The organism is Tabrizicola fusiformis (genome assembly GCF_013328815.1).
Lineage (GTDB): Bacteria > Pseudomonadota > Alphaproteobacteria > Rhodobacterales > Rhodobacteraceae > Fuscibacter.
Window position 1 is genome coordinate 163,445 of sequence record NZ_JABUHN010000003.1, and the last position, 25,219, is coordinate 188,663.

24 protein-coding genes are annotated in these 25,219 nt (G+C 66.0%); 6 read left to right on the forward strand and 18 right to left on the reverse strand.

Going from position 1 to position 25,219, the window contains the following annotated elements:
* The first annotated feature begins 137 nt into the window (after positions 1–137).
* Positions 138–2,525 carry a ligase-associated DNA damage response DEXH box helicase gene (locus HS053_RS05585; RefSeq protein WP_174210229.1) on the forward strand — a complete coding sequence of 796 codons (2,388 nt, stop codon included), beginning with the start codon at positions 138–140 and terminating at the stop codon, positions 2,523–2,525.
* A gap of 27 nt (positions 2,526–2,552) precedes the next feature.
* Positions 2,553–3,200, forward strand: a complete 648-nt coding sequence (pdeM, locus tag HS053_RS05590; RefSeq protein WP_174210230.1) for a ligase-associated DNA damage response endonuclease PdeM — start codon at positions 2,553–2,555, stop codon at positions 3,198–3,200.
* Here the strand turns inward: pdeM and HS053_RS05595 are convergent.
* The 16 genes from HS053_RS05595 to ybgC form a co-directional block, all read right to left on the reverse strand.
* Positions 3,184–3,978 carry a LytTR family DNA-binding domain-containing protein gene (locus HS053_RS05595; protein WP_174210231.1) on the reverse strand — a complete coding sequence of 265 codons (795 nt, stop codon included), beginning with the start codon at positions 3,976–3,978 and terminating at the stop codon, positions 3,184–3,186. The two genes, pdeM and HS053_RS05595, sit on opposite strands and share 17 nt — an antisense overlap.
* 81 nt (positions 3,979–4,059) lie before the next feature.
* Positions 4,060–4,950, reverse strand: a complete 891-nt coding sequence (folD, locus tag HS053_RS05600; RefSeq protein ID WP_174210232.1) for a bifunctional methylenetetrahydrofolate dehydrogenase/methenyltetrahydrofolate cyclohydrolase FolD — start codon at positions 4,948–4,950, stop codon at positions 4,060–4,062.
* Between the two features lie 10 nt (positions 4,951–4,960).
* Complete coding sequence (locus tag HS053_RS05605; RefSeq protein WP_174210233.1) at positions 4,961–5,839, reverse strand: bifunctional 5,10-methylenetetrahydrofolate dehydrogenase/5,10-methenyltetrahydrofolate cyclohydrolase; 879 nt, start codon at positions 5,837–5,839, stop codon at positions 4,961–4,963.
* Between the two features lie 33 nt (positions 5,840–5,872).
* On the reverse strand, positions 5,873–6,181 hold the full coding sequence (locus tag HS053_RS05610; protein WP_174210234.1) for a chorismate mutase: 309 nt from the start codon (positions 6,179–6,181) through the stop codon (positions 5,873–5,875).
* Between the two features lie 154 nt (positions 6,182–6,335).
* Complete coding sequence (locus tag HS053_RS05615; protein WP_174210235.1) at positions 6,336–8,012, reverse strand: formate--tetrahydrofolate ligase; 1,677 nt, start codon at positions 8,010–8,012, stop codon at positions 6,336–6,338.
* A 153-nt stretch (positions 8,013–8,165) separates the two neighbouring features.
* Positions 8,166–8,783 carry an MOSC domain-containing protein gene (locus HS053_RS05620; RefSeq protein WP_174210236.1) on the reverse strand — a complete coding sequence of 206 codons (618 nt, stop codon included), beginning with the start codon at positions 8,781–8,783 and terminating at the stop codon, positions 8,166–8,168.
* Complete coding sequence (locus tag HS053_RS05625; protein ID WP_174210237.1) at positions 8,784–9,554, reverse strand: methyltransferase domain-containing protein; 771 nt, start codon at positions 9,552–9,554, stop codon at positions 8,784–8,786.
* Positions 9,551–11,467 (reverse strand): ATP-dependent zinc metalloprotease FtsH, encoded by a 1,917-nt coding sequence (gene ftsH, locus HS053_RS05630; RefSeq protein ID WP_174210238.1) that lies wholly within the window; start codon positions 11,465–11,467, stop codon positions 9,551–9,553. The genes HS053_RS05625 and ftsH overlap by 4 nt, the downstream gene beginning before the upstream one ends.
* A gap of 72 nt (positions 11,468–11,539) precedes the next feature.
* Positions 11,540–12,781: a tRNA lysidine(34) synthetase TilS gene (gene tilS / locus HS053_RS05635; RefSeq protein WP_347233297.1), complete on the reverse strand. Its 1,242-nt coding sequence runs from the start codon at positions 12,779–12,781 to the stop codon at positions 11,540–11,542.
* Positions 12,778–13,608, reverse strand: a complete 831-nt coding sequence (ybgF, locus tag HS053_RS05640) for a tol-pal system protein YbgF (RefSeq protein ID WP_174210239.1) — start codon at positions 13,606–13,608, stop codon at positions 12,778–12,780. Before ybgF ends, tilS begins: the two co-directional genes overlap by 4 nt.
* 4 nt (positions 13,609–13,612) lie before the next feature.
* Complete coding sequence (gene pal / locus HS053_RS05645) at positions 13,613–14,140, reverse strand: peptidoglycan-associated lipoprotein Pal (protein WP_174210240.1); 528 nt, start codon at positions 14,138–14,140, stop codon at positions 13,613–13,615.
* Between the two features lie 118 nt (positions 14,141–14,258).
* Positions 14,259–15,584, reverse strand: coding sequence for a Tol-Pal system beta propeller repeat protein TolB (gene tolB, locus HS053_RS05650; RefSeq protein WP_174210241.1), 1,326 nt, complete (start codon positions 15,582–15,584; stop codon positions 14,259–14,261).
* A gap of 129 nt (positions 15,585–15,713) precedes the next feature.
* Complete coding sequence (locus tag HS053_RS05655; RefSeq protein ID WP_174210242.1) at positions 15,714–16,880, reverse strand: cell envelope biogenesis protein TolA; 1,167 nt, start codon at positions 16,878–16,880, stop codon at positions 15,714–15,716.
* A 9-nt stretch (positions 16,881–16,889) separates the two neighbouring features.
* A complete protein-coding gene (gene tolR / locus HS053_RS05660; RefSeq protein ID WP_174210243.1) occupies positions 16,890–17,360 on the reverse strand; it encodes a protein TolR in 471 nt (156 codons plus the stop codon).
* Between the two features lie 3 nt (positions 17,361–17,363).
* Positions 17,364–18,059: a protein TolQ gene (tolQ, locus tag HS053_RS05665; protein ID WP_174210244.1), complete on the reverse strand. Its 696-nt coding sequence runs from the start codon at positions 18,057–18,059 to the stop codon at positions 17,364–17,366.
* A gap of 149 nt (positions 18,060–18,208) precedes the next feature.
* Entirely contained in the window at positions 18,209–18,598 is a 390-nt protein-coding gene (ybgC, locus tag HS053_RS05670; RefSeq protein WP_174210245.1) for a tol-pal system-associated acyl-CoA thioesterase, read from the reverse strand.
* Positions 18,599–18,711: 113 nt separating this feature from the next.
* On the opposite strand from ybgC, the gene HS053_RS05675 reads away from it, so the two are divergent.
* Positions 18,712–19,158, forward strand: a complete 447-nt coding sequence (locus HS053_RS05675) for a CreA family protein (protein WP_174210246.1) — start codon at positions 18,712–18,714, stop codon at positions 19,156–19,158.
* Here HS053_RS05675 and HS053_RS05680 read toward each other — a convergent pair.
* Both HS053_RS05680 and HS053_RS05685 read right to left on the reverse strand, forming a co-directional pair.
* On the reverse strand, positions 19,136–19,792 hold the full coding sequence (locus HS053_RS05680; RefSeq protein ID WP_347233298.1) for a DUF2161 family putative PD-(D/E)XK-type phosphodiesterase: 657 nt from the start codon (positions 19,790–19,792) through the stop codon (positions 19,136–19,138). The two genes, HS053_RS05675 and HS053_RS05680, sit on opposite strands and share 23 nt — an antisense overlap.
* Positions 19,793–19,815: 23 nt before the next feature.
* On the reverse strand, positions 19,816–20,427 hold the full coding sequence (locus tag HS053_RS05685) for a hypothetical protein (RefSeq protein WP_174210247.1): 612 nt from the start codon (positions 20,425–20,427) through the stop codon (positions 19,816–19,818).
* 164 nt (positions 20,428–20,591) lie between these two features.
* Here HS053_RS05685 and HS053_RS05690 point away from each other — a divergent pair, with 164 nt between their 5' ends.
* The 3 genes from HS053_RS05690 to HS053_RS05700 all read left to right on the forward strand — a co-directional run bounded on the left by HS053_RS05690 (position 20,592) and on the right by HS053_RS05700 (position 25,218).
* Positions 20,592–23,582 carry a valine--tRNA ligase gene (locus tag HS053_RS05690; RefSeq protein WP_174210248.1) on the forward strand — a complete coding sequence of 997 codons (2,991 nt, stop codon included), beginning with the start codon at positions 20,592–20,594 and terminating at the stop codon, positions 23,580–23,582.
* 96 nt (positions 23,583–23,678) lie between these two features.
* Entirely contained in the window at positions 23,679–24,011 is a 333-nt protein-coding gene (locus HS053_RS05695; RefSeq protein ID WP_174210249.1) for a DnaJ family domain-containing protein, read from the forward strand.
* Positions 24,012–24,114: 103 nt separating this feature from the next.
* Positions 24,115–25,218, forward strand: coding sequence for a pyridoxal phosphate-dependent aminotransferase (locus HS053_RS05700; RefSeq protein ID WP_174210250.1), 1,104 nt, complete (start codon positions 24,115–24,117; stop codon positions 25,216–25,218).
* Position 25,219 lies beyond the last annotated feature (1 nt).

The window sequence follows — 25,219 nt, forward strand, 5'->3', positions numbered from 1 at the left end:
CCGCAAGCGCGATGGCGACGGTTTCGGGCCGCTTTTGGCCGCCGGCTGTATATACGGAAAAACTACAGGAAACTACGCGAAATTGACGCAGAAACGACGGGCTTTTCGCAGCCCCTGCGCCGCCCTATCTTGCCGCCATGCACGCGCTGCCCGCACCCCTCGCCGACTGGTTCGCCGCCCAAGGCTGGGATCTGCACCCGCATCAGATGGCCATGTTGGGCCGTGCCGGGGCCGCCTCGACCCTGCTGATCGCGCCCACAGGCGGCGGCAAGACACTTGCAGGTTTCCTCCCAAGCCTTTGCGAAATATCGCAGAATCCGGTTCCCGGCCTGCACACCCTCTATATCTCGCCGCTCAAGGCGCTGACCGCCGACATCCGCCGCAACCTGCGCCGCCCGGTCGAAGGCGCGGGCCTGCCCATTCGGATTGAGGACCGCACCGGCGACACCACCTACACCCAGCGCCGCCGCCAACGCGCCGACCCGCCCCACATCCTGCTGACCACCCCCGAAAGCCTCGCCCTGCTGCTCTCTTACGAAGACGCACCCCGTATTTTTCAAGGATTACAGAGGGTTGTCGTGGATGAAATCCACGCCCTCGCCGAAAGCAAGCGGGGCGATCAGCTCATGCTATCCCTTGCACGTCTGTGCAATCTATCCCCGAACCTGCGCCGCGTGGGTCTTTCCGCCACCGTCGAAGATCCTCCGGCCCTCGCCCGCTTCCTTGGCCCCGACACCGCCATCCTGCAGGCCGACCCCGGCCCCGACCCCGACATCACCATGATCGAAACCGAGGCCGCACCGCCCTGGTCCGGTGGGGGAGGAAGATATGCCATCCCCGCGATTCTGAACGAAATTTCGCGCCATCAGACCACGCTGATCTTTCACAACACCCGCGCGCAGGCCGAGATTTTCTTTCACCACCTCTGGCTGGCGAACACCGACGACCTGCCCATCGGCATCCACCACGGCTCCCTATCCCGCGAACAGCGCGAGCGGGTGGAACAGGCGATGACCGAAGGAAAACTGCGCGCCGTGGTCTGCACCGGCAGCCTTGATCTTGGCATCGACTGGGGCGATGTCGATCTGGTCATTCAGGTCGGCGCCCCCAAGAATATCAAGCGCTTGGTGCAGCGGATCGGCCGCGCCAACCACCGCTACAACGCCCCCTCCAAGGCGCTTCTGGTGCCCGCCAATCGTTTTGAGGTGGTCGAATGCCTTGCTGCCCTGCAAGCGGTCAAGGCCCATGCGCTGGACGGCGAGCCGCGCGGCCCCGGCCGCCGCGATGTGTTGTGTCAGCACATCCTTGCCACCGCAAGCTCTGGCCCTTTCGACGCCGACACCCTTTATGCCGAGGTGATCACGGCCGGGCCCTACAGCACCCTTACCCGGCCCGATTTCGATGCCTGCCTCGACTTTGCGGCCACCGGCGGCTATGCTTTGCGCGCCTATGACCGCTGGCAGCGGCTGCTGCTGCGCAATGGCAAATGGCAGTTGCGCGACCCGCGCAGCGCCGCCGTGATCCGCCAGAACCTTGGCACGATCATCGACACCGAAACCCTGAAGGTCCGCCTGCGCGGCCGCGCCATTCCCTTGGGCGAGATCGAGGAAAGCTTTGCCGCCAGCCTGACGCCCGGCGATACATTTCTGATCGGCGGCGAGGTTGTGCGCTATGAAAAGCTGTCCGAACTGACCGTCGAAGTCAGTCGCAGCCCGGGGCGCGACCCCAAGGTCGCTGTATTTTCTGGAACAAAATTCGCCACTTCAACCCAGCTTTCGGCCCGCATTCTTGACATTTTGCAACAACCCCGCTGGCCAGAGCTTCCCCGCCACACCGCCGAATGGCTGACCCTGCAACGCGAGGTTTCCCGCCTGCCCGCGCCCGACCGGCTGCTTCTGGAAAGCTTTCCCCATGACGGGCGCGAGCATCTTTGCATCTATGGCTTTGCCGGGCGCAACGCGCAGCAGACGCTGGGCCTCTTGCTGACCAAGCGGATGGAGGAGACCGGCCTTGCCCCCCTTGGCTTTGTCGCCACCGACCATGCCACGCTGATCTGGGGACTTGATCCGGTGACCGATCCCGCGCCGCTCTTCGATCTGCCCCGCCTGCGCGAGGGGCTGGGAAGCTGGCTGCAAGGCAATGCGGTGATGAAACGCACCTTCCGCAATTCGGCGATCATCGCCGGGCTGATCGAGCGCAGCCATCAGGGGCGGCGCAAATCCGGGCGGCAGGCGACGTTTTCGTCGGACATCCTCTATGACACGCTGCGCAAATACGATCCGGGCCATCTGATGCTGCAAATCACCCGCGAAGAGGCTTTGCGCGGGCTGGTGGATTTCGCACGGATCGAAGAGATGCTGGCCCGGATCGGCCCGCGCATCGACCTTGTGCGCCTGCCGGGCCTTTCGCCCTTGTCCGCACCGCTGTTTCTCGAACCCGGCAAGGTGCCGGTCGAGGGCAAGGGGCGCGAGCGGCTGGCCGAGGATGCCGCCCGTGCCCTGTTGCGCGCGGCGGGTCTTGACTAAGCCTTGCCGCCGCCGCATCCCGCCGCCATGCCCCATGCCTTTACCCTTGGCCCTGCCGATCTGATCGCCCGCCCTTCGGGGGCGCTGCACTGGCCTGCGCTGGAGCTGCTCTGCGTGTCGGACCTCCACCTTGGCAAGTCCGAGCGCCTCGCCCGGCGCGGCGGCAGCTTGCTGCCGCCCTACGAGACGCAGGAAACGCTGGCGCGGCTGGACGACGAAATCACAGCCACAGGGGCGCGGCGGGTGGTCTGTCTGGGCGACAGCTTTGACGATCTTGCCGCCGCCGAGCGGCTGGACGAGGCGGCGCGGCTCTGGCTGATCCGGCTGATGGCGGGGCGCGAATGGCTGTGGGTCGAGGGCAACCACGACCCCGGCCCCGCCGATCTTGGTGGCAGCCACCACGGCGCGCTGCATCTGCCACCCCTGACCTTCCGGCATGAGGGCGGCGGCGAAGGCTTTGAGGTTTCGGGGCATTTTCACCCCAAGGCACGGCTGGCCGGGCAAAGCCACCCCTGTTTCCTGACCGATGGCCGGCGGCTGATCCTGCCCGCTTTCGGCGCCTATACCGGAGGACTGCGGCTGGAGGCGCCGGCATTGCAGGGGCTGATGGGCGCGGGCGCCCGGGCGATCCTGACCGGGCGGCGCTGTCTGGTGATCCCTATGCCGCGGAGCTAGCGGCCTCGACACCGAAACGGGCATCCACCTTGGGGCGATTGGCGCGGCTGACCGGAATCTTCTGACCATTGCGCAGGATCAGATGCATCTTGCCATCGTCGCGGTCCACGCCCGCAACCGCCTCCCATGCCACCCAATGCGAACGGTGGACCTGCACGCCTTCGACCGGCTCGGCCTCATCTATCGCGTCGGACAGGCGCATCAGCAGGCTGGCGCTGCCCGCACTTGTGGCGACCTCGACATAATGGTCGCGCACCGACAGCGCCCAAAGCTCGCCCTGCAGGCTGCTGTCCAGCCGCCGCATCAGGCGCGACAGGGTGGGTTCGGCGGCTTCGGCAACGGGCTCCTCGGGACTGCGGGCCTGCACCTCGGCCTTGACCGAATTGCGCACGGCACAGACCCCAAGCGAGACCGAGGCCACCAGCAACACCAGCTCGCCAAAGCCCGGGATGCCCGCCTGCGCCGGTTCGAAAAACAGCCGGACCAGCAGATAGAGCGGCGGACAGACCGCCACACAGATCAGAACCGCCGAAAGAAGCGAGCCGACCACATCGTCGCGCAGCCCCAAAGTGCCCGAAACAAAGGCGCGGATGACGGTGGCAACCGCGATGCCGACCGCCATCACCGGCGCCCAGAACGCCAGACGGGCCAGCAGGCTCATCTGGCCATAGCTGCCGAAAGGCCCTGTCACCGCGATTGCCAGTGTGACGACCAGCCACACCACCACAGGAATACGGCTCCGAAAATCCGTCTTCAATTCATTGACGAAGCCCGTCATTCACCCACCGGACCCGAACACAACTCCCCTCCGAGTAAAGGAGAATCCGCCCTGTTTCAATGGGCTGTGATGGAAAAGCCCTTATGCCGTCAAGCCTTCCGGTTCCGGCAGCCCATTGGCGCGGCAGCAGGCGGTCAGCGTATTGGCCAGAAGACAGGCAATGGTCATCGGCCCCACCCCGCCCGGGACCGGGGTTATGGCGCCCGCCACGGCCGCCGCGCTGGCATAATGCACATCGCCCACCAGCTTGGCCTTGCCATCGCGCTCGATCCGGTTGATGCCCACGTCGATCACGGTGGCGCCGGGTTTCACCATGTCGCCGGTGATCATCTCGGGCCGGCCCACGGCGGCCACGAGAATATCGGCGCGCTTGCAGACTTCGGCCAGATCCTTGGTGCGGCTGTGCGCGATGGTCACGGTGCAGCTATCGCCCAAGAGCAGTTGCGCCATCGGCTTGCCCACGATGTTCGACCGGCCCACGACAACGGCATTCAGCCCGGCCAGCTTGCCATGGTGATCGCGCAGCATCATCAGACAGCCCAGCGGGGTGCAGGGCACCATGCTCTTCTGTCCGGTGCCCAGAAGGCCGACGTTCGAGATGTGGAAGCCGTCCACATCCTTGGCCGGGTCAATCGTGTTGATGATCAGTTCCGAATTGAGATGCCCGGGAAGCGGCAGTTGCACCAGAATGCCATGCACCGTGGGATCGGCATTCAGCGATTTGACCAGCGCCAGCAGATCGGCTTCCGAGGTTTCGGCAGGCAGGCGATGCTCGAAACTGGCCATGCCAACCTCGACGGTCGAGGCGTGCTTGTTGCGGACATAGACCTGGCTCGCCGGGTCTTCACCCACCAGAACCACGGCCAGACCGGGCTGCAGGCCCTGCTCTTCGGCCAGACGCGCCACATGGGCCGCCACCTGCGCCCGCACTTTTGCGGCGAAAGCCTTGCCGTCGATCACTGTTGCCGTCATCTTTTCCTCCTTACACCGCCGCCGCAAAGGCCGCGCGGTAATGTTCCATCTGCATCCGGGTCGCAAGAACCGCATTGTTCATCAGGATGGCCACCGTCACCGGCCCCACCCCGCCCGGAACCGGCGTGATCCAGCCTGCCACCTCGGCGCAACTGGCGAAATCGGCATCGCCCACCGTCCTGCCTTCAACCCGGTTGATGCCAATGTCGATCAGCGCCGCCCCGGGTTTGAGCATGCTGCCGGTAACCAGCCCGGGCTTGCCCACCGCGACAAAGACCGCATCCGCCGCCCGGCTATGCACCGCCACCTGCCGCGTCATGTGGTGGCAGACGGTCACGGTGGCGCCCAGCCCCATCATCAGAAAGGCAATCGGCTTGCCCACGATCTCGGAATGACCAATGACACAGACATCCAGCCCCTCCATCTTCAGCGGCAGGGTCTTCAGGATTTCCACCGCCGCAACCGCGGTGCAGGGGCCCAGTGTCAGGTCGTTGTAAACGATATTGCCGATGGAGGAGGGGTGCATCCCCTCGACATCCTTCAAGGGATGCACCGCCTTTTGCAGCGCCTTCACCGGGATATGCGCGGGCAAGGGCCGCTGGATGATCACGCCATTCACCCGCGGATCGGCGTTCAGCCCGGCAATCACACCCTGCAACTGCTCCAGACTGATCGCTTCGGGATAATTGCGCGCCTCAAAGGCGACGCCCGCCGCCTCGGCCGATTTCTGCTGGTTGCGGACATAGAGTTCCGCCGCCGCCACATCGCCGACCGAAATCGAGATCAGCCGCGGTTGCCAGCCCGCCTCGGCCAGCGCCTGCGCTGCGCCCAGCGTCTCGGCCCGCATCCGCGCCGCAATGGCCTTGCCGTCAATCAGGGTTGCCGTCACTTGCCTTCGTCCCCTTCCGCCGGCCAGCTCCGGCTATTTCCGCAGAGAATCCGGCCCCAGATGGCTTTCCTCGCGGGCGATGGACCAGTCGATCAGCCGCCGCCAGAACTTCTCCACCAGATCGGGCGGCAGGCCGTAGGTCACGGCATGGCCGCGCACATTCTGCACCACCTGCTCCACCCGGTCGTCGATCCGGGCGGGCAGATCGACCTCGGCCTTGATCTGGGCCGCGCGGTCGATATAGGTCGCCCGCTCTGCCAGCATCGCCACAAGGGCGCCGTCCAGCCGGTCAATCTCGGCCCGCAGATCGGCCATGGTCACGCAGTCTTCAGGTTTCCGCATCTTTCGGTCCTCGCAGTCTCCGGCATTCCCTAAGACAATGCCAAAGCCGCGAAAAGCCCCTTCATCTTGGTCGAAATATCCCGGGGGTAAGCCGCCGGTTCGCCACCGGTCCGAGGACCGGTGGCTTGGGGGGCTGGCCCCCCGCTCCGCCAGATCAGAACAGACCCTCGACATGGCCCAGATCGTTCAGCCGGATCACTTCGGCGCTCGGAACCTTGGGCAGGCCCGGCATCGTCATGATTTCCCCGCAGATCGCCACGATAAAGCCCGCGCCCGCCGACAGCCGCACTTCGCGCACCGGCACGGTATGGCCCACCGGCGCACCGCGCACGGTCGGGTCGGTGGTGAAGCTGTATTGCGTCTTGGCCACGCAGATCGGCAGCTTGCCATAGCCCGCCGCTTCCCATGCCTTGAGCTGGTCGCGGATCGACTTGTCGGCGATCACGTCATCGGCGTGGTAGATGCGCTTGGCGATGGTTTGCAGCTTCTGGAACAGCGGCATGTCATCGGGGTAAAGCGGCGCAAAGTTCGCAGCACCCGATTCCGCCAGTTGCACGACCTTGTTGGCCAGATCCTCGATCCCGGCCGAGCCCTGCGCCCAGTGCTTGCACAGGATCGCTTCGGCGCCCTGTTCGGCGACATAGGCTTTCACCGCCGCAATTTCGGCATCGGTGTCGCTGTAGAAGTGGTTAATCGCCACCACCACCGGCACGCCGAAGGATTTCACATTGGCGATGTGGCGGCCAAGGTTGGGGCAGCCCTTCTTGACGGCTTCGACGTTTTCGGCGCCCAGATCGGCCTTGGCCACGCCGCCGTTCATCTTCATCGCGCGGACGGTCGCCACGATCACCGCCGCCGAGGGCTTCAGCCCGGCCTTGCGGCACTTGATGTCAAAGAACTTTTCCGCGCCAAGGTCGGCCCCGAAACCGGCTTCGGTGACGACGTATTCACCCAGCTTCAGCGCGGTCTTGGTGGCGATGACCGAGTTGCAGCCATGGGCGATGTTGGCAAACGGGCCGCCGTGGACGAAGGCCGGGTTGTTTTCCAGCGTCTGCACAAGGTTCGGCTGCATCGCGTCTTTCAGCAGCACGGTCATCGCGCCGTCGGCCTTGATGTCGCGGGCATAGATCGGGGTCTTGGCGCGGGTATAGGCCACAACGATGTCGCCCAGCCGCTTTTGCAGGTCGTCGAGGTCATTCGACAGGCAGAGGATCGCCATGACTTCCGAAGCCACGGTGATGTCAAAGCCGGTCTGACGCGGGAAGCCGTTCGACACGCCGCCCAGCGACACCACGATGTCGCGCAGCGCGCGGTCGTTCATGTCCATCACGCGACGCCACACCACGCGACGCTCGTCGATGCCCAGATCATTGCCCCAGTAGATGTGGTTGTCGATCATGGCCGACAGCAGGTTGTGGGCAGAGGTGATGGCGTGGAAGTCGCCGGTGAAGTGAAGGTTCATCTCTTCCATCGGCACGACCTGCGCCATGCCGCCACCCGCAGCGCCGCCCTTCATGCCGAAGTTCGGGCCAAGCGAGGCTTCACGAATGCAGATCACCGCCTTCTTGCCGATGCGGTTCAGGCCATCGCCCAGACCGACGGTGGTGGTGGTTTTGCCCTCGCCCGCCGGGGTGGGGTTGATCGCGGTCACAAGGATCAGCTTGCCATCCGGGCGGTCGCCCAGCGACTTGATGAACTCTTGCCCGACCTTGGCCTTGTCATGGCCGTAGGGCAGCAGATGTTCGGACGGAATGCCCAGCTTGGCACCGATCTCCATGATCGGTTTCTTCTTGGCTTCGCGTGCAATTTCGATGTCGGTCTTGAAGGCCATGGTCCGCTCCCTTGGGGCAAATGTCCCGTTTGCGACGTGATAGCGGGCCATGACCGGGAAAAGAGGGACTTTTCCGACCTGTCCCGCGTCAAATTCGCCAGAGGCGGTTTCCGATCGGAAAATTGCGCGGCAGGCGGGAAAGAATGACCCGCTTCAGCGCGGCGCGGCCCCTTCGGCGCGGGCAGCCTCCAGATGCGCCCAGACCGGCTGATCGGGGATATGCAGGCGGACCACCTCGCCCAGGGCAAAGCTGCCCTCGCGCTCGACCCAGGCGGTGATGCCACGGCGCCCGGCGGCGGCGGGCTTGAACCGCTTGCCATGGCCGGGGTGGCGGTTCTCGATCGGACGGGCGGGCAAGGTGCAGGGCCGGTTGTTCATGTCCACGACCAGCGTCGCCCCGCCCGTCTCCCCCTGCAACCGCGATGAGGGCGGCAGGTGGCTGAAATCGGGAATGCCGGAAATCACCATGGTCGCACCCAGAAGTGCGGGGTCCAGCGCCTCCAGCCCCATTTCGGCGGCGGTTTCGGCCAGCTCTTCGGCGGAAAGCAGGGTGAACTGCCGCGTGTTGCGAATCTCGGTATCGCGCGGATATTGGCCCAGCACCCGGCTGCAGGAGGGGCGGGTCAGCCCGCCATGCGCCTCGCCCTCGGGGCCTGCGAAACCGGCGGTCAGCAAGACCCGGGCGGCGCTTTCAAGCGCCGCGTCGCGGTCGGCGACGATGCCCAGCCAGGTGATGCGCCCGGTGAACCGGGTCGGGATCAGCGCCGCCATTCAGACCTCCAGCACGAAAAACACCCGGCGGAACGGCATCAGCGCCGCCCCGTCGGGCAACAGCGGATAAGCGGCGCCAAGCGCCGCGTCATAGGCCGCACAGAAGCTCGCCGCCTCGGGCCCCGTCAGCTTGTCAAGAAAGGGCCGCATCGCCGTCGATCCGGTAAAGGCGCGCACCGGATGGCCGGCATCCACCGGGTCAAGCCGCTGGACATATTCGCTTTCCCAAGCCGTCACCCGCCCCAGCGGGGCCAGCATCTGCCAATAGTCGGCAGCGGGCATCACCGGCGCCTGCCAGCCGTGAAAATCGAAACGGTCGGGGAATTGCGCCTGCGCAATGTCGCGCAGAAAGCGGTGCGAGGGCGCGCCATACTGGCGCGGCATCTGCACCGCCAACACCCCGCCCGGCGCCAGCAGCCCGGCCAGACGCGGCAAAAGCCGGGCATGGTCCGGCAGCCATTGCAGGACAGCATTGGAGAAGATCAGCGCAGGCGGCGCCTCGGGTTGCCAGACGGCGATATCGGCCAGCACCTTGGCCCGATAGCCCGTAGCCCGCTCGAGCATCGCGGGCGAGGCATCCACCCCGATCAGGGGCCGTGCCGGAAACCGGGTGGCCAGCGCCGCCGCTGCGGCGCCATCGCCGCAGCCAAGGTCCACCACCGCCCCCTCGGGCAGGTCACCCACCTGCGCCAGAAGGTCCAGCGCCGGGCGCAAACGCAAACCCCGGAACCTTGCATAGGCCCCGGGGTTCCAATCTGTCGTCTGGCTCACGCCAGAGGCTCCGGTTCGGCGCTGCCATCGGGCGCCTTGGGCTTGCGCGCCCGCGTCTTGGGAATGGCCACCACACCCGAGCCGCCGGTATCTTTCGGCCCCTCGTCCGAGCCGCTTTCCAGAGGCTCGCCCGCGATCACCTTGCGGATCTGGTCGCCGGTCAGGGTTTCATATTCCAGAAGACCATTGGCCAGCCGGTGCAGGTCATCCATCCGCTCGGTCAGAATACGCTTGGCGGTTTCATAACCTTCGTCGGCGATCTTCTTGACCTCGTCGTCGATCAGCTTTTGCGTATTGCCCGAATGGCTGGTGCCGCCCGAGGCGGTGCCCAGATAGCTTTCGCGTTCGTTCGCGTAATCGACATTGCCCAGAAGGTCAGAGAAGCCGAACTGCGTCACCATGGCCCGGGCAATCCGGCTCACTTGCTGGATGTCGCTGGTGGCGCCCGAAGTCACGTTTTCCTTGCCGAAGATCAGCTCTTCGGCGACCTTGCCGCCCATCGCCATGGCGATTTTGGACTTGTATTTGGTATAGGTCACCGAAAGCTGGTCGCGTTCCGGCAGGCTCATCACCAGACCAAGGGCGCGGCCGCGCGGAATGATCGTGGCCTTGTGGATCGGGTCGTGCTGCGGCACCGACAGGCCGACGATGGCATGGCCGGCCTCGTGATAGGCGGTCAGTTTCTTCTCGTCCTCGGACATGACCATGCTGCGTCGTTCGGCACCCATCATCACCTTGTCCTTGGCATTCTCGAAATCGTCCATCGTCACGAAGCGCCGCCCGATCCGCGCCGCCATCAGCGCCGCCTCGTTGACGAGGTTCGCCAGATCGGCACCCGAGAAACCGGGGCAGCCGCGGGCAATGATGCGCAGGTCCACATCGGGGCCAAGGGGCACCTTGCGGGCGTGGACGGAAAGGATCTTTTCACGGCCCCGGATATCGGGGTTCGGCACCTGCACCTGACGGTCGAACCGGCCCGGGCGCAGAAGTGCCGGGTCCAGCACGTCGGGGCGGTTGGTGGCGGCGACGATGATCACGCCTTCGTTGGCGTCAAAGCCGTCCATTTCCACCAGAAGCTGGTTCAGCGTCTGTTCGCGTTCGTCATTGCCGCCGCCGATGCCCACGCCACGGGCGCGGCCCACGGCGTCAATCTCGTCGATGAAGACGATGCAGGGGGCGTTCTTCTTGGCCTGTTCGAACATGTCGCGGACACGGGATGCACCGACGCCGACGAACATTTCCACGAAATCCGAGCCGGAGATGGTGAAGAACGGCACCCCGGCCTCACCGGCAATCGCGCGCGCCAGCAGGGTTTTGCCGGTGCCGGGCGGGCCGACCAGCAGCGCGCCCTTCGGAATCTTGCCGCCCAGACGGCTGAACTTCTGCGGGTTGCGCAGGAATTCGACGATCTCTTCCAGCTCGTCCTTGGCCTCGTCGATGCCGGCCACGTCATCGAAGGTCACCCGGCCCTGCTTTTCGGTCAACAGTTTGGCGCGCGACTTGCCAAAGCCCATGGCCCCGCCGCGCCCGCCGCCCTGCATCCGGTTCATGAAGAAAATCCAGATGCCGATCAGCACGATAAACGGCAGCCACAGCGACAGCAGCGACATGAAGCCCGAGGATTCCTGCGGCTCGGCCCGGACCTCGACATTCTTGGCCAGAAGGCGCGCAGTCAGCGTGTCATCCTTGGGGGCGACAGTGGCATAGCGGCTGCCATCGGCGCCGGTGACCAGCACCCGCTCGCCATCCAGCGTGACCGCCGAGACCTGACCGGCCTCAACCCGGGTCATGAATTCCGAATAGGACACCGAACGGTCCGACGATGTGACGCTGCCCCCCGAAAACAGGTTGAACAAGGCAAGGATCAACAGAAACAGGATGACCCAGAAGGCGATATTGCGTGCGTTGCCCACAAGAAGCTCCGATGAGGGCGGGGCGGATTGGCCCCGGTGTTGCGCCTTAAGATAGAGATAACTTGGGAAGCTTCAATGCGCGATGTTGCACGAGGCGGTCACAGCCGGGCAAATCGCCTGCCAGCCATTGGCTTTTCCCGCCAGGGGCGCGGCGATCAGCCGCCCCTGATCCCAGATGGCCGGGCTGCTCAACAGCACCGGACGCGGCAGGTTCAGCCCGCGCCAGTCCGGGCAAAGCGCCAGCCCCGCCGCCCCCAGCGCGCGGATTTCAAGGCCGGGGCGATGCGGGCCGTTCAGGCGCCAGCGCCTGTCCCAGAGGGCATCGCTCGGACTGGCCAGCCCCGCCACCGCCCGCCCCTCGCGGCAGAGCCAGAGCCGGGGGCCTTTGTGCAGCAGGCGACAGCCTGCCAGCGTCGCCGCCCTGCCCTGACGGATGGCCACCTGCAATCGGTCAAGATCGCCCCCGCGCGGCGGGTGGCCCGCGCCGCCGTTCCCGCGCAAGACAGCGACCAGCAGGCGCCGCACCACTTCGGCCGGCAGCGCCATGATTGCGGCCCGGTCGAACGCGATGGCGCCCGCCACCTGATGCCCATGCGCTGCTATGGCCGCGTCCACCGCACAGTCCAGCGCGTGTTGCGCCTGTGCCAGATGGCCCGCGACTGCCGCCAGCCGCCCCGCCGTCACCCCCAAGGGCGCCAGCGCCCTCAGCGCGCGGCGGGCCTTGACGCGGGTAAAGCGGTCATCCTCGTTCGAGGGGTCGTCACGCCAGTCCTGCCCGTGCCGCAGGAGATAGTGGCGCAGTTCCTGCCGGGTGTGGGACAGAAAGGGCCGCAGCCAGCACAGCCCCCCCGCCTGCCACCGGGGCCGCATCCCGGCCAGCCCGTCAATCCCGGCGCCGCGCGCAAGGCCCATCAGCAGGGTTTCCGCCTGATCATCGGCGGTATGGGCCAGCACCATGGCGCCGATGCCCTGCCCCGCCGCCCAGTCCTGCATCAGCCCATAGCGGGCGCGGCGGGCCTGATCCTGCAAATTGCCGGGAATGGTGCCATGGTCCCAGACCAGCACCTGATGCGGCACGCCCAGCCCGGCGCAAACCCCGGCGACAAACCGCGCCTCTTCCGCCGCTTCGGGGCGCAGTTGGTGATCCACGGTCACAGCACAAAGCGACGGACCAAAGACCTGCACCATCAGATGCAGCGCCGCCATGGAATCGCCACCGCCCGAAACGGCAAGGCCGATCCGGGCGGGCGGGTCGTTTTCAAAGGCAAGGCGGGCCGAACGCAGCAGCGCCGCATCGGGGCCCAAATCGCTCACGGGCAGGCAAGCCCCTGCATCGAGACCTGCGCATTGGTCGCCTGAATCGAACCGGGGAAGCGGTTGCCCACCTCGGCCAGCGTGAGGCAGGCATCAGGCACCTGCCCCAGCGTGCCCAGCGCCTGCCCCAGCCGCAGCAGGCTGTCGGCGGCAAAACTGCCGTCCGGCTTGCCTGAAAAGGCGTCGAGATAGGCGCGCGCCGCCTCGGCGGTGTCGCCAAGCTGGTTCAGCGCCTCGCCCCGCTGATATTGCGCTTCCTGCGTCAGGGGGCCGCCCGGATAGGCCTGGGCAAAGGTCGCAAAGAGGTCCGCGGCGGTTCGAAAGTCACCCTGACCGAGCACCTCCTTGGCCCGGTCAAAGTCGGCTTGTTCCCCCATGGCCAGTTCCGGCCCGCTGCTGCTGCCGGCCGCCGGGGCCGCCGGTTGGGCGGCAGGCGCCGCCGGGGCTGCCGCGACATCGCCGCCCAAGGGCGCGGTATCGGGCAGGCTGTTGATGTCGCAGCCTTCGGTCGCCTCGCAAAGCCGGAATTCAAGATCGCCCAGCCGGTTGGTGCCATCGGCCACCACCCGGTTCAGCTTCAGCTCGATCTCTTCGGCCTTCGAGGTCAGCCGCATCAGCTCGGCCTCGATGGCGTCCATCCGTTGCAGCGCGTCACCGCCCGCAATCCCGGTCGAAGCCGCGCCAGAGGAAACCAGCTCGGCCTTGAGGCTGTTGAACTCGGCCATCAACTGGCCGAGTTCCGCCTTGATATCGGCCAGCGTCTGCGCCTTGTCCTGCGCGGCCGCAGGAAAGGCCAGAAGCATCAGGCACAGGGCAGCAAAACGCATCGCCTCAGGCCCCCGCGCCCATCGACAGCACGGTCACCGCGCGGCGGTTCTTGGCATAGCAGGCTTCTTCCGAGCAGACTTCCAGCGGACGTTCCTTGCCATAAGAGATGGTCTTCATCCGGCTGGGGGCGATGCCTTGCGAGATCAGGTAATCCTGCACCGCGGCGGCACGGCGCGCCCCAAGGGCAAGGTTGTATTCGCGGGTGCCCTGTTCGTCGGCATGGCCTTCGATGATGATGGCGTAATCGGGATGCGATTGCAGCCAGGCCGCCTGCCCGGCCAGCACGCCGCGCGCCTCGCCCGAAAGGGTGGACTGGTCCACCGCGAACAGCACGCGGTCGCCCACGGTCTGGTTGAAATAGGCAATCGAATTGGGGTTCGACGGATCGCCCAGCCCCGAGGAGTCGATGCCCCCCATGCCACCCTGCCCGCCCGCACCGCCGGGACCACCGGCGCCGTAACGGTCAGGATTGTTGCAGGCAGCCAGGCCAAGGGCCGCGACAAGAAGGAGGGCTTTGGGCAGAAGGGTCATGGTGGGGCGTCCTTATGAGGTCTTTTTGGGGCTCGATACGGGTCAGGATAGCAGATCGGCACCCGGATGGGAATCGGGGCTGCGGCCCCTTTGCACCTGGCAAAGGGGCCGACGGGGATCAGGGCAGAAGCGGCGACCAGGCGGGGTCGGAGGCAGCGCCTTCGGTGGTGATCTGGCGCAGGTTGCGCCCGGTGATGTCCACCGAGAACAGGCTTGCCGCGCCGCCCGCACCGGCACTTTCGCGGGTGAACATGATCACCCGGCCATTCGGCGCCCAGGTCGGTCCTTCGTCGAGGAAGCTGGCGGTCAGCAGACGCTCTTCGCTGCCATCGGTGCGCATGACGCCGATATGGAAGCGGCCCTCGTTCTGCTTGGTAAAGGCGATCATGTCGCCGCGCGGACTCCAGACCGGGGTGCCGTAACGCCCCTTGCCGCCGGAAATCCGCCGCGCCTCGCCGCCGCCCGCGCTCATCACATAAAGCTGCTGGTTGCCCGAGCGGTCGCTTTCGAACACGATCTGGCTGCCGTCCGGGCTGAACGAAGGCGCCGTTTCGATCGAGGGCGCATTGGTCAGTTGCCGCAGGTTGCCGCCGCCGATGTCCAGCGCATAGATGTCCGAATTGCCGCCACGCTCAAGGCTGAACACAACCGTCCCGCCATCGGGCGAAAAGCGCGGGGCGAAGGTCATGGTGCCGGGCTGCTCGCCAAGGCTGCGGGTGGCCAGATTGCCGACATCCATCAGATAAATCTGCGGAAAGCCCGATGCGTAAGAGGTGAACAGGATGCGGTCACCCGTGGGCGAAAAGCGCGGCGCCAGCACGATCGACGAGCTGTCGGTCAGATATTGCACATTGGCGCCATCGTAATCCATCACCGCCAACCGCTTCTGCCGCTGGTTCTTAGGCCCGCTTTCGGCGACATAGACCACACGGCTGTCGAAATAACCGCCCTCGCCGGTGATCCGGCTGTAGACGGCATCGGCCACCTTATGCGCCATCCGCCGCCAGGTGCCGGGGGTGCCGGCAAATTGCAGACCCTCGCCCAGAGGCTGGCCCGAGAACACGTCGAACAGATAGAACTTGACGACGATCCGGTCGCCGCTGGCCTGCACCGCCCCGGTGATCAGCGCCTGCGCGTTGATCGCCTGCCAGTCGCCATAGGCCACCGGCGCGTCAAAGGCGGTGACGCGGCTGATATGGGCATCGGCCGGAATCTCGCGGAAAAGCCCGGTTCCAGCAAGGTCCGAGGCCACGACGCGGGCGATGTTGCGGGCATAATCGCCGGCCCCGCCCTCGTCGATGAAATCGGGAATGGCAAAGGGCATCGGCTCGATCACGCCCTCATCAATAACAATGCGCAGGCGTTCGGCATGGGCCGGAGCGGCTGCGGCAAGGCAGGCCAGCGCGAGGGCCAGCGCGGTGGGAAGGTGTTTCAGAAACGTCATGCGGTCCTCATGCAATCCGGTCGGTGGGTCGTTTCGGGGCGGCGGGGGCAGAATAGGGCTGCCGGGGCCGCAGGTCGCGGGGCCGGTGCGGGCAAATTTCCCCGTCCGGCGCGTATCGGGGCCGGGCGCTCATCGCAGGCGCATCCCGTTGGGGTCGAACACCAGTTCCAGCTCTTTCCATTGGGCATATTTCTCGGGCGGCAGGGGGAAGCCGTTCTTGCCGCAGCGCAGGATCGCCCGCCGCGCCAGTTCATACATCGAACGCGCCGCCGCTTCGGAGCCGCCGGAAAAGCCGGTCATCTGGATTGACCCGGCATCGGGCACGCCGTTTTCCGCCAGATCGACCGAGACGGTGACCACGGTGTTCATCGCTTCGGACGAGACGGCCCCGACGTTCCAGCATTGCTTGACCGCCACGCGCATCGCGTCGATGTCGCCTGCGGTCATCGGCGGGCCTTCGGGCAGGTCTTGCCCGCCCGCCGGTTCTGCCGTGGCTTCGGCCAGCGCTGCGGCGATGGCATCGGCCTCGGCGTCGCTGGTGTCCTGCGCTGGCTCGGCAGGCGCCTCGGTCGCGGGCGTCGTGGCCGGGGTCTCCTCGGCGGGCGCTTCGGCCACGCGCTCGGGGCGCGACTGCGGGCGGCGCGACGAGGTAGGCGCCAGTTGCGGCGCCTGCTCTTCGGTCTCGACCGCTTCGGTCACGATCTGCGTCGTCGCCTCCTGCGGCGAGGCTTCTTCCTGCGGCTGTTCGACCACCGGCGCCTCGGGGGCGGGCTGATCGGTGGTTTCCGGCGTCGGCGTATCGGCCAGTTCGGGCGCGTCGGTGGCGACATCCACCGGCACAGGCGCCACGCGGTCAATCGGGCGGGGCTTGGGCCGCACGTTCAGGTTCGGCACCGGCACCGGCTGCGCTTCATCTGCAATCGGGGCGACGGGAGGCGGAGCCTCAACCGGCTGCGGGTTCGGCGACACCGGCAAGGCCGGATCGGCAGGCGCAGGCGGCGCCGGTTCGGGTTGCGGTGCGGGCGGCGGCAGGTCGGGCTGCACCGGCTCGGGCGCTGTGACCTGCGGCGGTTCGGGCGTGGGCTGCGGCGCGGGCGTGGGTTCGGGCGCAGGCTTGTCCGCCTTGGGCGCCGAAGCGACCAGCGCGTCAAACTCTGCCGACGAGATGATCGACACCTCGGCCACCTGCAATTCGGGCGCGTCAGAGGGCGCAAACAGCCAGTCGCCCAAGGCGATCCACAGGATCAGCCCCGCGTGACCGATGGCCGAAGCCGTTGTGCCCTTGTCCCATTCCATCGCCGGGCCCTAGTTGCCGCCGCCCATGGTCGGGCCGCCCGCATCGGTCACCAGACCGATGTTGTTGAATCCCCCCGCATTCAGCGCGCCCATCACCTGCGCCACCCGCTCATAGGCCAACGCCCCGTCGGCCCGCAGGAAAATCTTGTCGCTGGTCCGCTCGGCCGCGATGGCCTTGAGCTTGGGCAACAATTCCTCGTCCGAAACCTCGGTGTTCTGGATCAGGAGCAGCCCGTCGGCGGTGATGGTGATGGCCAGCGGCTCTTCATCCTCATTCGGCAGGGCGGTGGCGGCGGTGTCGGGCAGCTTGATCGGCACGCCCACCGTCAGCATGGGTGCCGCCACCATGAAGATGATCAGCAGCACCAGCATCACGTCCACGAAGGGCGTGACGTTGATCTCGCTCATCGCGGCAGAGGTGCCGCGACGCCGCACGCGGCGCCCGCCTCCACCACCCTTTTTCATCACCCCGGCGCCCATGGCTCAGGCGTCCAACTGGCGCGACAGGATGGTGGCGAATTCGTCGGCAAAGGCTTCGTAGCCGCCAAGGATGCGCTCGCTGTCGGCGTTCAGCTTGTTGTAGAACACCACCGCAGGAATAGCGGCGATCAGGCCGATACCGGTTGCAAGCAGCGCCTCGGCAATGCCCGGGGCCACGGTGGCAAGGTTGGTGTTCTGGCTGATGGCGATTTGTTCAAAGCTGTGCTTCACGCCCCAGATCGTGCCGAAAAGCCCGATGAAGGGCGCGGTCGAACCGACGGTCGCCAGGAAGGACAGCCCCTTGTTCAGAACTTCGCTTTCGCGGGCGATGGCCACATTCATGGCCCGGTCAATCCGCGCCTGCGCCCCGGCGATGAGCCCGCCGTCCTGCCGGTGGCTGCGACGCCACTCCAGCATCCCGGCGGCAAAGATCTTTTCCGACGATCCCTGCGGTTCCGCCCCGATTCGCTCGTAAAGCTCGTCCAGCGGTTCGCCCGACCAGAAGGCGGCATCGAACACCGCCGCCTCGGACCGTGCCGCGCGGAACATCAGATGCTTACGCACGATGATCGCCCAAGACCAGAACGACATCACCATAAGCCCGAGCATCACGAGTTTGACCGTGAATGTCGCGCGAGCGAAGAGGGCCAGCAGCGAGAAATCAATCTCCTGCGCCATACCGAGGGCTTCCGTTTCCATTACGCCTGCTCTTGTTTCCGGGGCTCTGCGGCCCCTGTTACGTCTGATTCTACCCGGATTTGAAGCGGATTGCCAACACAATGCCGTCAGCGGGCCGCAATCGGGGCGGGATGCCGCCGCGAAACCGGGCGTCGCAGAGGGTGGGCACCTCAGCCCAGCGCGGCGCGCACCTGTGCAGGCAGGCGGGTCGCGGCGCCCTCCGGCCCCAGACAGACCAGCGTGACGGCGGCGGTAAACAACCGCTCGTCGCCGCGCAGCACCTCTTGCCAGAGCGAAATCCGCGCGCCGCCAAGGTCGCGCAACTCGGTCGTCACCACCAGTTCGTCATCGAACCTTGCTGGCCGCAGATAATCCGCCTCGACCCGGCGCACGGCAAAGACGATGCCGGTTTCCGCCTTGAGCCGCCCCTGATCCACGCCGCGCGCCCGCACCCATTCGCTGCGCCCGCGTTCGATGAATTTCAGATAGTTGGCATAATAGACGATGCCGGCAAGGTCGGTATCCTCATAATAGACGCGCAAGGCATGGCGGTGGGTCATGGTCGCTCCGGCTGAATGCCGCCGATGCTGGCGCAGCCCGGGGCAAAGGTCCAGCCGCCCCTTGCAGCCGGGCCGCGCGATGCCGACATGCGGCGTGCAACCGGAGACCGACCATGCTGCGCACCCTGACCGCCCTTTGCCTTCTGACCGCCGCCGCCCATGCCGATGAGGTCGGCCGCGTCGGCGTCGATTGGGTCGGCAATGACATCGTCGTCGAAGCGTTCGCCGACCCCGAGGTGCAGGGCGTGACCTGCCACATCGCCTATTTCGACCGCTCGGTCTATGATCGGCTGTCGCAGGGCAACTGGTTCGAAGACCCCTCCTATTCTGCGGTGGATTGCGTGCAGAGCGGGCCGATCGTGCTGGGCAAGGGGGTTTCGACCGCCGCCAAGGGCGAAACGGTGTTTTCCGAACGTCAGTCGCTGATCCTGAAATCGCTGAAGGTGACACGGATCGTCGATAGCAAGAACAACGCGCTGATCTACCTCGCCCATGCCTCGGAACTGACCGAAGGGTCGGGCAAGATGTCGATCTCGGTCATTCCGCTGTCGGCGCCGTAAGGCCAAGCCGCGCCAATTCTGCCGCCTCGCCCCGCAAGGCCGCCCGCCCCTGCGGCGTCAGGCGATAGATGCCGCGCGCCTCACGCTCGAACCAGCCATAATGGTCGTCGCGCATCAGCACCGCCGCCCGCGCCACCCCGGCTGCCGCAGCCACCGATGCCGCCTTCATCGGCCCCGGCGCCAGCACCGCCAGACAGCGCAACGCATCCTGCCGATAGGCGGTGACCCGCCTGATCCCCCTGGTGCCGCCGGTGTTCGGATCGCCCACCCGCCGCGAAAACTCCCGCAACAGCCGCCCAGCACGCACCGTATTGCGGCGCGGCTGATAGGGGCCGGGGTCCAGATGCGCCTCAACCTCCTGCCCCCGCACCGCCAAGAGGCCCAGCCCCAACCGCCGGCAGAGCGCCAGAATGTCCTTATACCGCAGCGCCCAGCCCTTCGGCCCCAGCGGCACCGCCAGATAGACCGCATCGAACAAAGCCTGCCGCGCCACCCCCTGCATCACCAGCGCCAGCGAGAAACTCAGCTTCAGCTCCACCACCACCGGCGGCTCGTCCCCCCGCACCGCCATCAGGTCGCAGGCGCCGATCTCGGCCTTGACCTCATAGCCCTGCGCCTCAAGAAAGGCTTTCACCGGGGCGGAAAGGTCCGCCTCTTTCACAGCCGCGCCGCCAGCCGCAAGCCATGCGACGGATCGCGCGCCACCGCAGGCATCACCCGGTCGTATCCTGCCCGGATCACCCCGGCGATGTCGGGCCGCAGGATCACCCCGCCCTCGACCTGCGCCAAGGGTGAGGCTTCGGCAAAGGCACCCTCCCCCCACAGCACAATCACCTGCGCCGCCTCGTTCAGCGCCAGCACGTCGGCAGGCAGCGCCTCAAGTGCCGCATCCATCCGCACAAAGGCGAAAGCCGCCTTGATCGCGCCATCGGCATCAAAGCGGAAGGCGCGATACTGGTTCGCCCCTGCCGCCGCCAGCCGGTCACAGAGCGGACCCAGATCGGGCAGCAGCCGGTCAAGATTCGGCACCTGCGGCAGTTCGGCCCAATCGCGGAAGAAGAACACCATCAGATTGGCCCCCAGTTCGGGGTCGGTCTCGGCCATCTTGTGCCCGGCCAGCGTCACCACCGCCTCGATGGCGCCCTTGACCACCGCCAGCGTCGCCTCTTCCACACCAAAGACCACCGGCACAATCGGCCGCCCCCAGCGCGCAAAAAGGTAAGACCCGTCCTTGCGGGTGAACAGGGCTTGCACGGCTTCGGGCGTCATCGTGGTCTCCTTCTCTGCGCCTCCGATACCGCGCCCTTGGCCGCCCCTCAACTCCCCTGCCATTTGCCCTTCTTCAAATACTCCCGCCGGAGGCGCCTTTATCCGGCGCTTGGCCTTGGCGCCGCATTTGGGTAAGGGAGGCGCAACTGCAAGGGAACCGCGTCATGCCGATGGAAAAAACCTTCAACGCCGCCGAAGCCGAAGCCCGCATTTCGGCCCGCTGGACCGAGGCCCGCGCCTTCCGCGCCGGGGCCAATGCCAAGCCGGGCCACCCGGCCTTTTCCATCATGATCCCACCGCCGAATGTCACCGGCAGCCTGCACATGGGCCATGCCTTCAACAACACCTTGCAGGACATCCTGACGCGCTGGCACCGGATGCAGGGCGATGACACTCTCTGGCAGCCCGGCACCGACCATGCCGGCATCGCCACCCAGATGGTGACTGAACGCGAAATGGCCCTGCATCAGGAACCCACCCGCCGCGAGATGGGCCGCGAAAAGTTCCTCGCCCGGGTCTGGGAGCAGAAACGCAAGTCGCGCGGCAATATCCGCAGCCAGTTGGAACGGCTCGGCGCCTCCTGCGACTGGGAGCGTGAGGCGTTCACCATGTCCGGCGCCCCCGGTGCGCCTGCGGGCGAGGAAGGCAACTTCCACGACGCGGTGATCAAGGTCTTCGTCGATCTCTACAACAAGGGCCTGATCTATCGCGGCAAGCGGCTGGTGAACTGGGATCCGCATTTTGAGACCGCGATTTCCGACCTTGAAGTCGAGAATCTGGAAGTGAAGGGCCATATGTGGCACTTCAAATACCGGCTCGCGGGCGGAGAAACCTATGAATATATTGAGAAAGACGCCGAAGGCAACGTGACCCTGCGCGAGGTGCGGGATTACATCTCCATCGCCACCACCCGGCCCGAAACCATGCTGGGCGACGGCGCCGTGGCGGTGCATCCCTCGGACAGCCGCTATGCCCCCATCGTCGGCAAGATGGTCCACCTGCCGCTCTGTGACCGCCTGATTCCGATCATCACCGATGAATACCCCGACCCCACTTTCGGCTCGGGCGCGGTCAAGATCACCGGCGCGCATGACTTCAACGACTATCAGGTCGCCAAGCGCCACAACCTGCCCTGCTACCGGCTGATGGACACGCGCGGCCAGATGCGCGCCGATGGAGCCCCTTATGACGACGCCGTGAAACGCGCCCGCGAAATCGCCGCAGGCTCCCCCACTGATGAGAATGAGGTGGACAGCCTGAACCTCGTGCCAACGAAATACCGCGGGCTGGACAGGTTCGAGGCCCGCACGCAGGTGGTGGCCGATATCAACGCCATGGGCCTTGCCGTGGTGACAAAGGTCGTGACTATCGACCCCGAGACCAATGCCGAAGACTGGAAGAACGTCCCCTTCGTCGAGGCCAAACCGATCATGCAACCCTTCGGCGACCGCTCCAAAGTGGTGATCGAGCCGATGCTGACCGACCAGTGGTTCGTCGATACCGCCAAGATCGTCGAACCCGCGCTGGACGCCGTCCGCTCGGGCCGCACCAAGATCATGCCGCCCTCGGGCGAGAAGACCTATTACCACTGGCTGGAGAATATCGAGCCGTGGTGCATCTCGCGGCAATTGTGGTGGGGGCATCAGATTCCGGTGTGGTATGCTCCCACGGTCACGGCCAATGGCGCCATTAGCTTTCAGAAGCGGGCCATCATTTGCGCGCCAAATGCTGCCGAGGCGGTTGGCATCGCTAAGGCCAAGTATGGCGTGCGGTTTGAAGAAGTCGCAGACGAAAACGCTTGGATGGCGCGCATTGCAGAAATCGTGAATGGCAATAGCGATGTCGTTCCATTGTTCCGCGACCCCGACGTCCTCGACACCTGGTTCTCCTCTGGCCTCTGGCCCATCGGCACCCTCGGCTGGCCTGAGAAAACCCCTGAACTGCAAAAGTATTTCCCCACCTCAGTCCTCGTCACCGGGCAGGATATCCTCTTCTTCTGGGTCGCCCGGATGATGATGATGCAGCTTGCCGTGGTGAACGACATTCCGTTCCACACCGTCTATCTGCACGGCCTCGTCCGCGACGCCAAGGGCAAGAAGATGTCCAAATCGCTGGGCAACGTTGTCGACCCCTTGGATATCATCAACGAATACGGCGCCGACGCGCTGCGGTTTGCCAATGCGGCGATGGCCAGCCTTGGCGGCGTCTTGAAACTGGATACGAGCCGCATCGCGGGCTACCGCAACTTCGGCACCAAACTGTGGAACGCCTGCCGTTTCGCCGAGATGAACGGCGTCTGGGAAGGTCACAGCACCGGCCCCGCGCCGCAACCGCAGGCCACCGTGAACCGCTGGATCATCGGCGAAACCGCCAAGGCGCTGGCCGAGGTGGATGCTGCCCTCGCTGGCTTCCGCTTCGATCAGGCGGCGGATGCGCTGTATAAATTCGTCTGGGGCAAGGTCTGCGACTGGTATGTCGAATTCGCCAAACCCCTGTTCGACGGTGCGCAAGCCGCCGAAACCCGCGCCACCATGGCCTGGGTGCTGGACCAGTGCATGATCCTGCTGCACCCGATGATGCCCTTCATCACCGAAGAGCTTTGGTCCACCACCGGCACCCGTGCCAAACTCCTGGTCCTCACCGACTGGCCGGATTACGGCCTCACGCTGGTCGATCCGGCGGCAGACCGCGAGATGACATGGGTCACCACGCTGATCGAGGAAATCCGCTCGGCCCGCGCCCAGATGCATGTGCCGGTCGGCCTGAAACTCGATCTCGTGGCCACCAGCCTGACCGATGAAGCGCGCACCGCATGGACCCGGAATGAGGCGCTGATCCGCCGCCTCGCCCGGATCGACGGCTTCAGCGAAGGCCCCGCCCCCAAGGGCGCGATCAGCCTTGCCCTCGAAGGCGCCGCCTTCGCCCTGCCACTGGACGGGGTGATTGATATTGCCGAGGAAAAGGCCCGGCTGCAAAAAACGCTCGACAAACTGGGCAAGGAAATCGGCGGGCTCAAAGGCCGGCTGAACAACCCCGCCTTCGCCGCCTCCGCCCCCGAAGAGGTGGTGGACGAAGCCAAGGCCAACCTCGAAGCGCGCGAGGATGAGGCCGCCAAACTCGCCGCCGCCATCAAGCGACTGGCCGAAATCGGCTGATTGCCCTTCCGAAATACTCTCGGGGGGCAAAGGGGGGCAGACGGCCCCCCTTTTCTTTTCCGCAGCAGGCGCCTACCTCAGAACCAGAGGTGCAATATGTCCTGGCTCTCCCGCCTTGCCGAACGGCAAATCCTCAAGGCCCGCCTCAAGGGCGATCTGCAGGGCCTGAGCGGCGAAGGCAAACCCCTGCCCGAGCGGCCCGGCGACGCCTTTGTCAGCGCGGGCGATGCCGTGGGCTTTCGTATCATGGCCGAGGCCGGGGTTTTGCCCGAGGAAATCACTCTCAAAAAACAGGCCGCCGCCCAGCGTGCCCATCTGGCCAGCCTGACGGATGCGGCAGAGCGCAAGGCCGCGATGGCGGACCTCGCCCGCATCGAAATGCGGCAGGCCATCGCCGAAGAATCCCGCCGCCGGTTCCTGAAAGACTGACCTTTCCCCCCGCGCGACGCAAATTTCTTGCAAGAAATTTGCCGGATTTTTTCAAAAATCCGCCCCCCTTGCCAGCGGCCCGCTTTCCGGCAAAAGTCGCGGCATGACCCGCCCGCTTCTCACCCCGCTTGCCCTGTCGCTGCCCGAAACCGTGCCCTTCGTCGGCCCCGAAACGCAGGAACGCGCGATGGGCCGCCCCTTCCGCGCCCGGCTGGGGGCCAATGAAAGCCTGTTCGGCCCCTCGCCCAAGGCGCTTGCCGCGATGGCGCAGGCGGCGGCGGATGTCTGGATGTATGGCGACCCGGAAAACCATGACCTGAAACAGGCGCTGGCGGCGCATCACGGCTGCCGACCCGAAAATATCGTTGTGGGCGAAGGCATTGACGGGCTTCTGGGCTATCTCGTCCGCCTGACGGTCGGCCCCGGCGACAGGGTTGTCACCTCGCTCGGCGCCTATCCGACCTTCACCTTCCATGTCGCGGGGTTTGGCGGCGAGGTGGTCCGCGTGCCCTACAAAGGCGACCATGAAGACCCGGAGGCCCTGCTGGAGGCCGCCCGCAGCCATGCGCCGAAACTGATCTACCTCGCCAACCCCGACAATCCGATGGGCAGCGCCCATTCCGGCGCGGTGATTGCCGATATGGTCGCGGCCCTGCCCGAGGGCAGCCTTCTGGTGCTGGACGAAGCCTATGTCGATCTTGCCCCCGAAGGCACGGCGCCGGTGCTGTCGCCCGACGATCCGCGGGTGATCCGCTTTCGCACCTTCTCCAAGGCGCATGGCATGGCAGGCGCGCGGGTGGGCTATGCGATTGCCGCGCCGGAACTGGCCCGCGCCTTTGACAAGGTGCGCAACCATTTCGGCATGGGGCGGATTGCGCAGGCGGGCGCGCTGGCGGCGCTGGCCGACACCGCGCATCTTGCCCGGGTTCGCGCCCTGACGGCGACCGCCCGCAGTCGGCTGACCGGGATTGCCGCCGCCAACGGGCTGCGCGCGCTGCCCTCGGCCACCAATTTCGTGACGATCGACTGCGGACGGGATGGCGATTACGCCCGGGCCGTGCTGCGCGAAACCGTGGCGCGGGGTGTGTTCATCCGAATGCCCGGCGTGGCCCCGCTGGACCGCTGCATCCGCATCAGTCTGGGCGACGAACCCGCATTGGCGATCCTGGAAGGGGTTCTGCCGCAGGCGCTGCGCGCGGCAGGCTGAT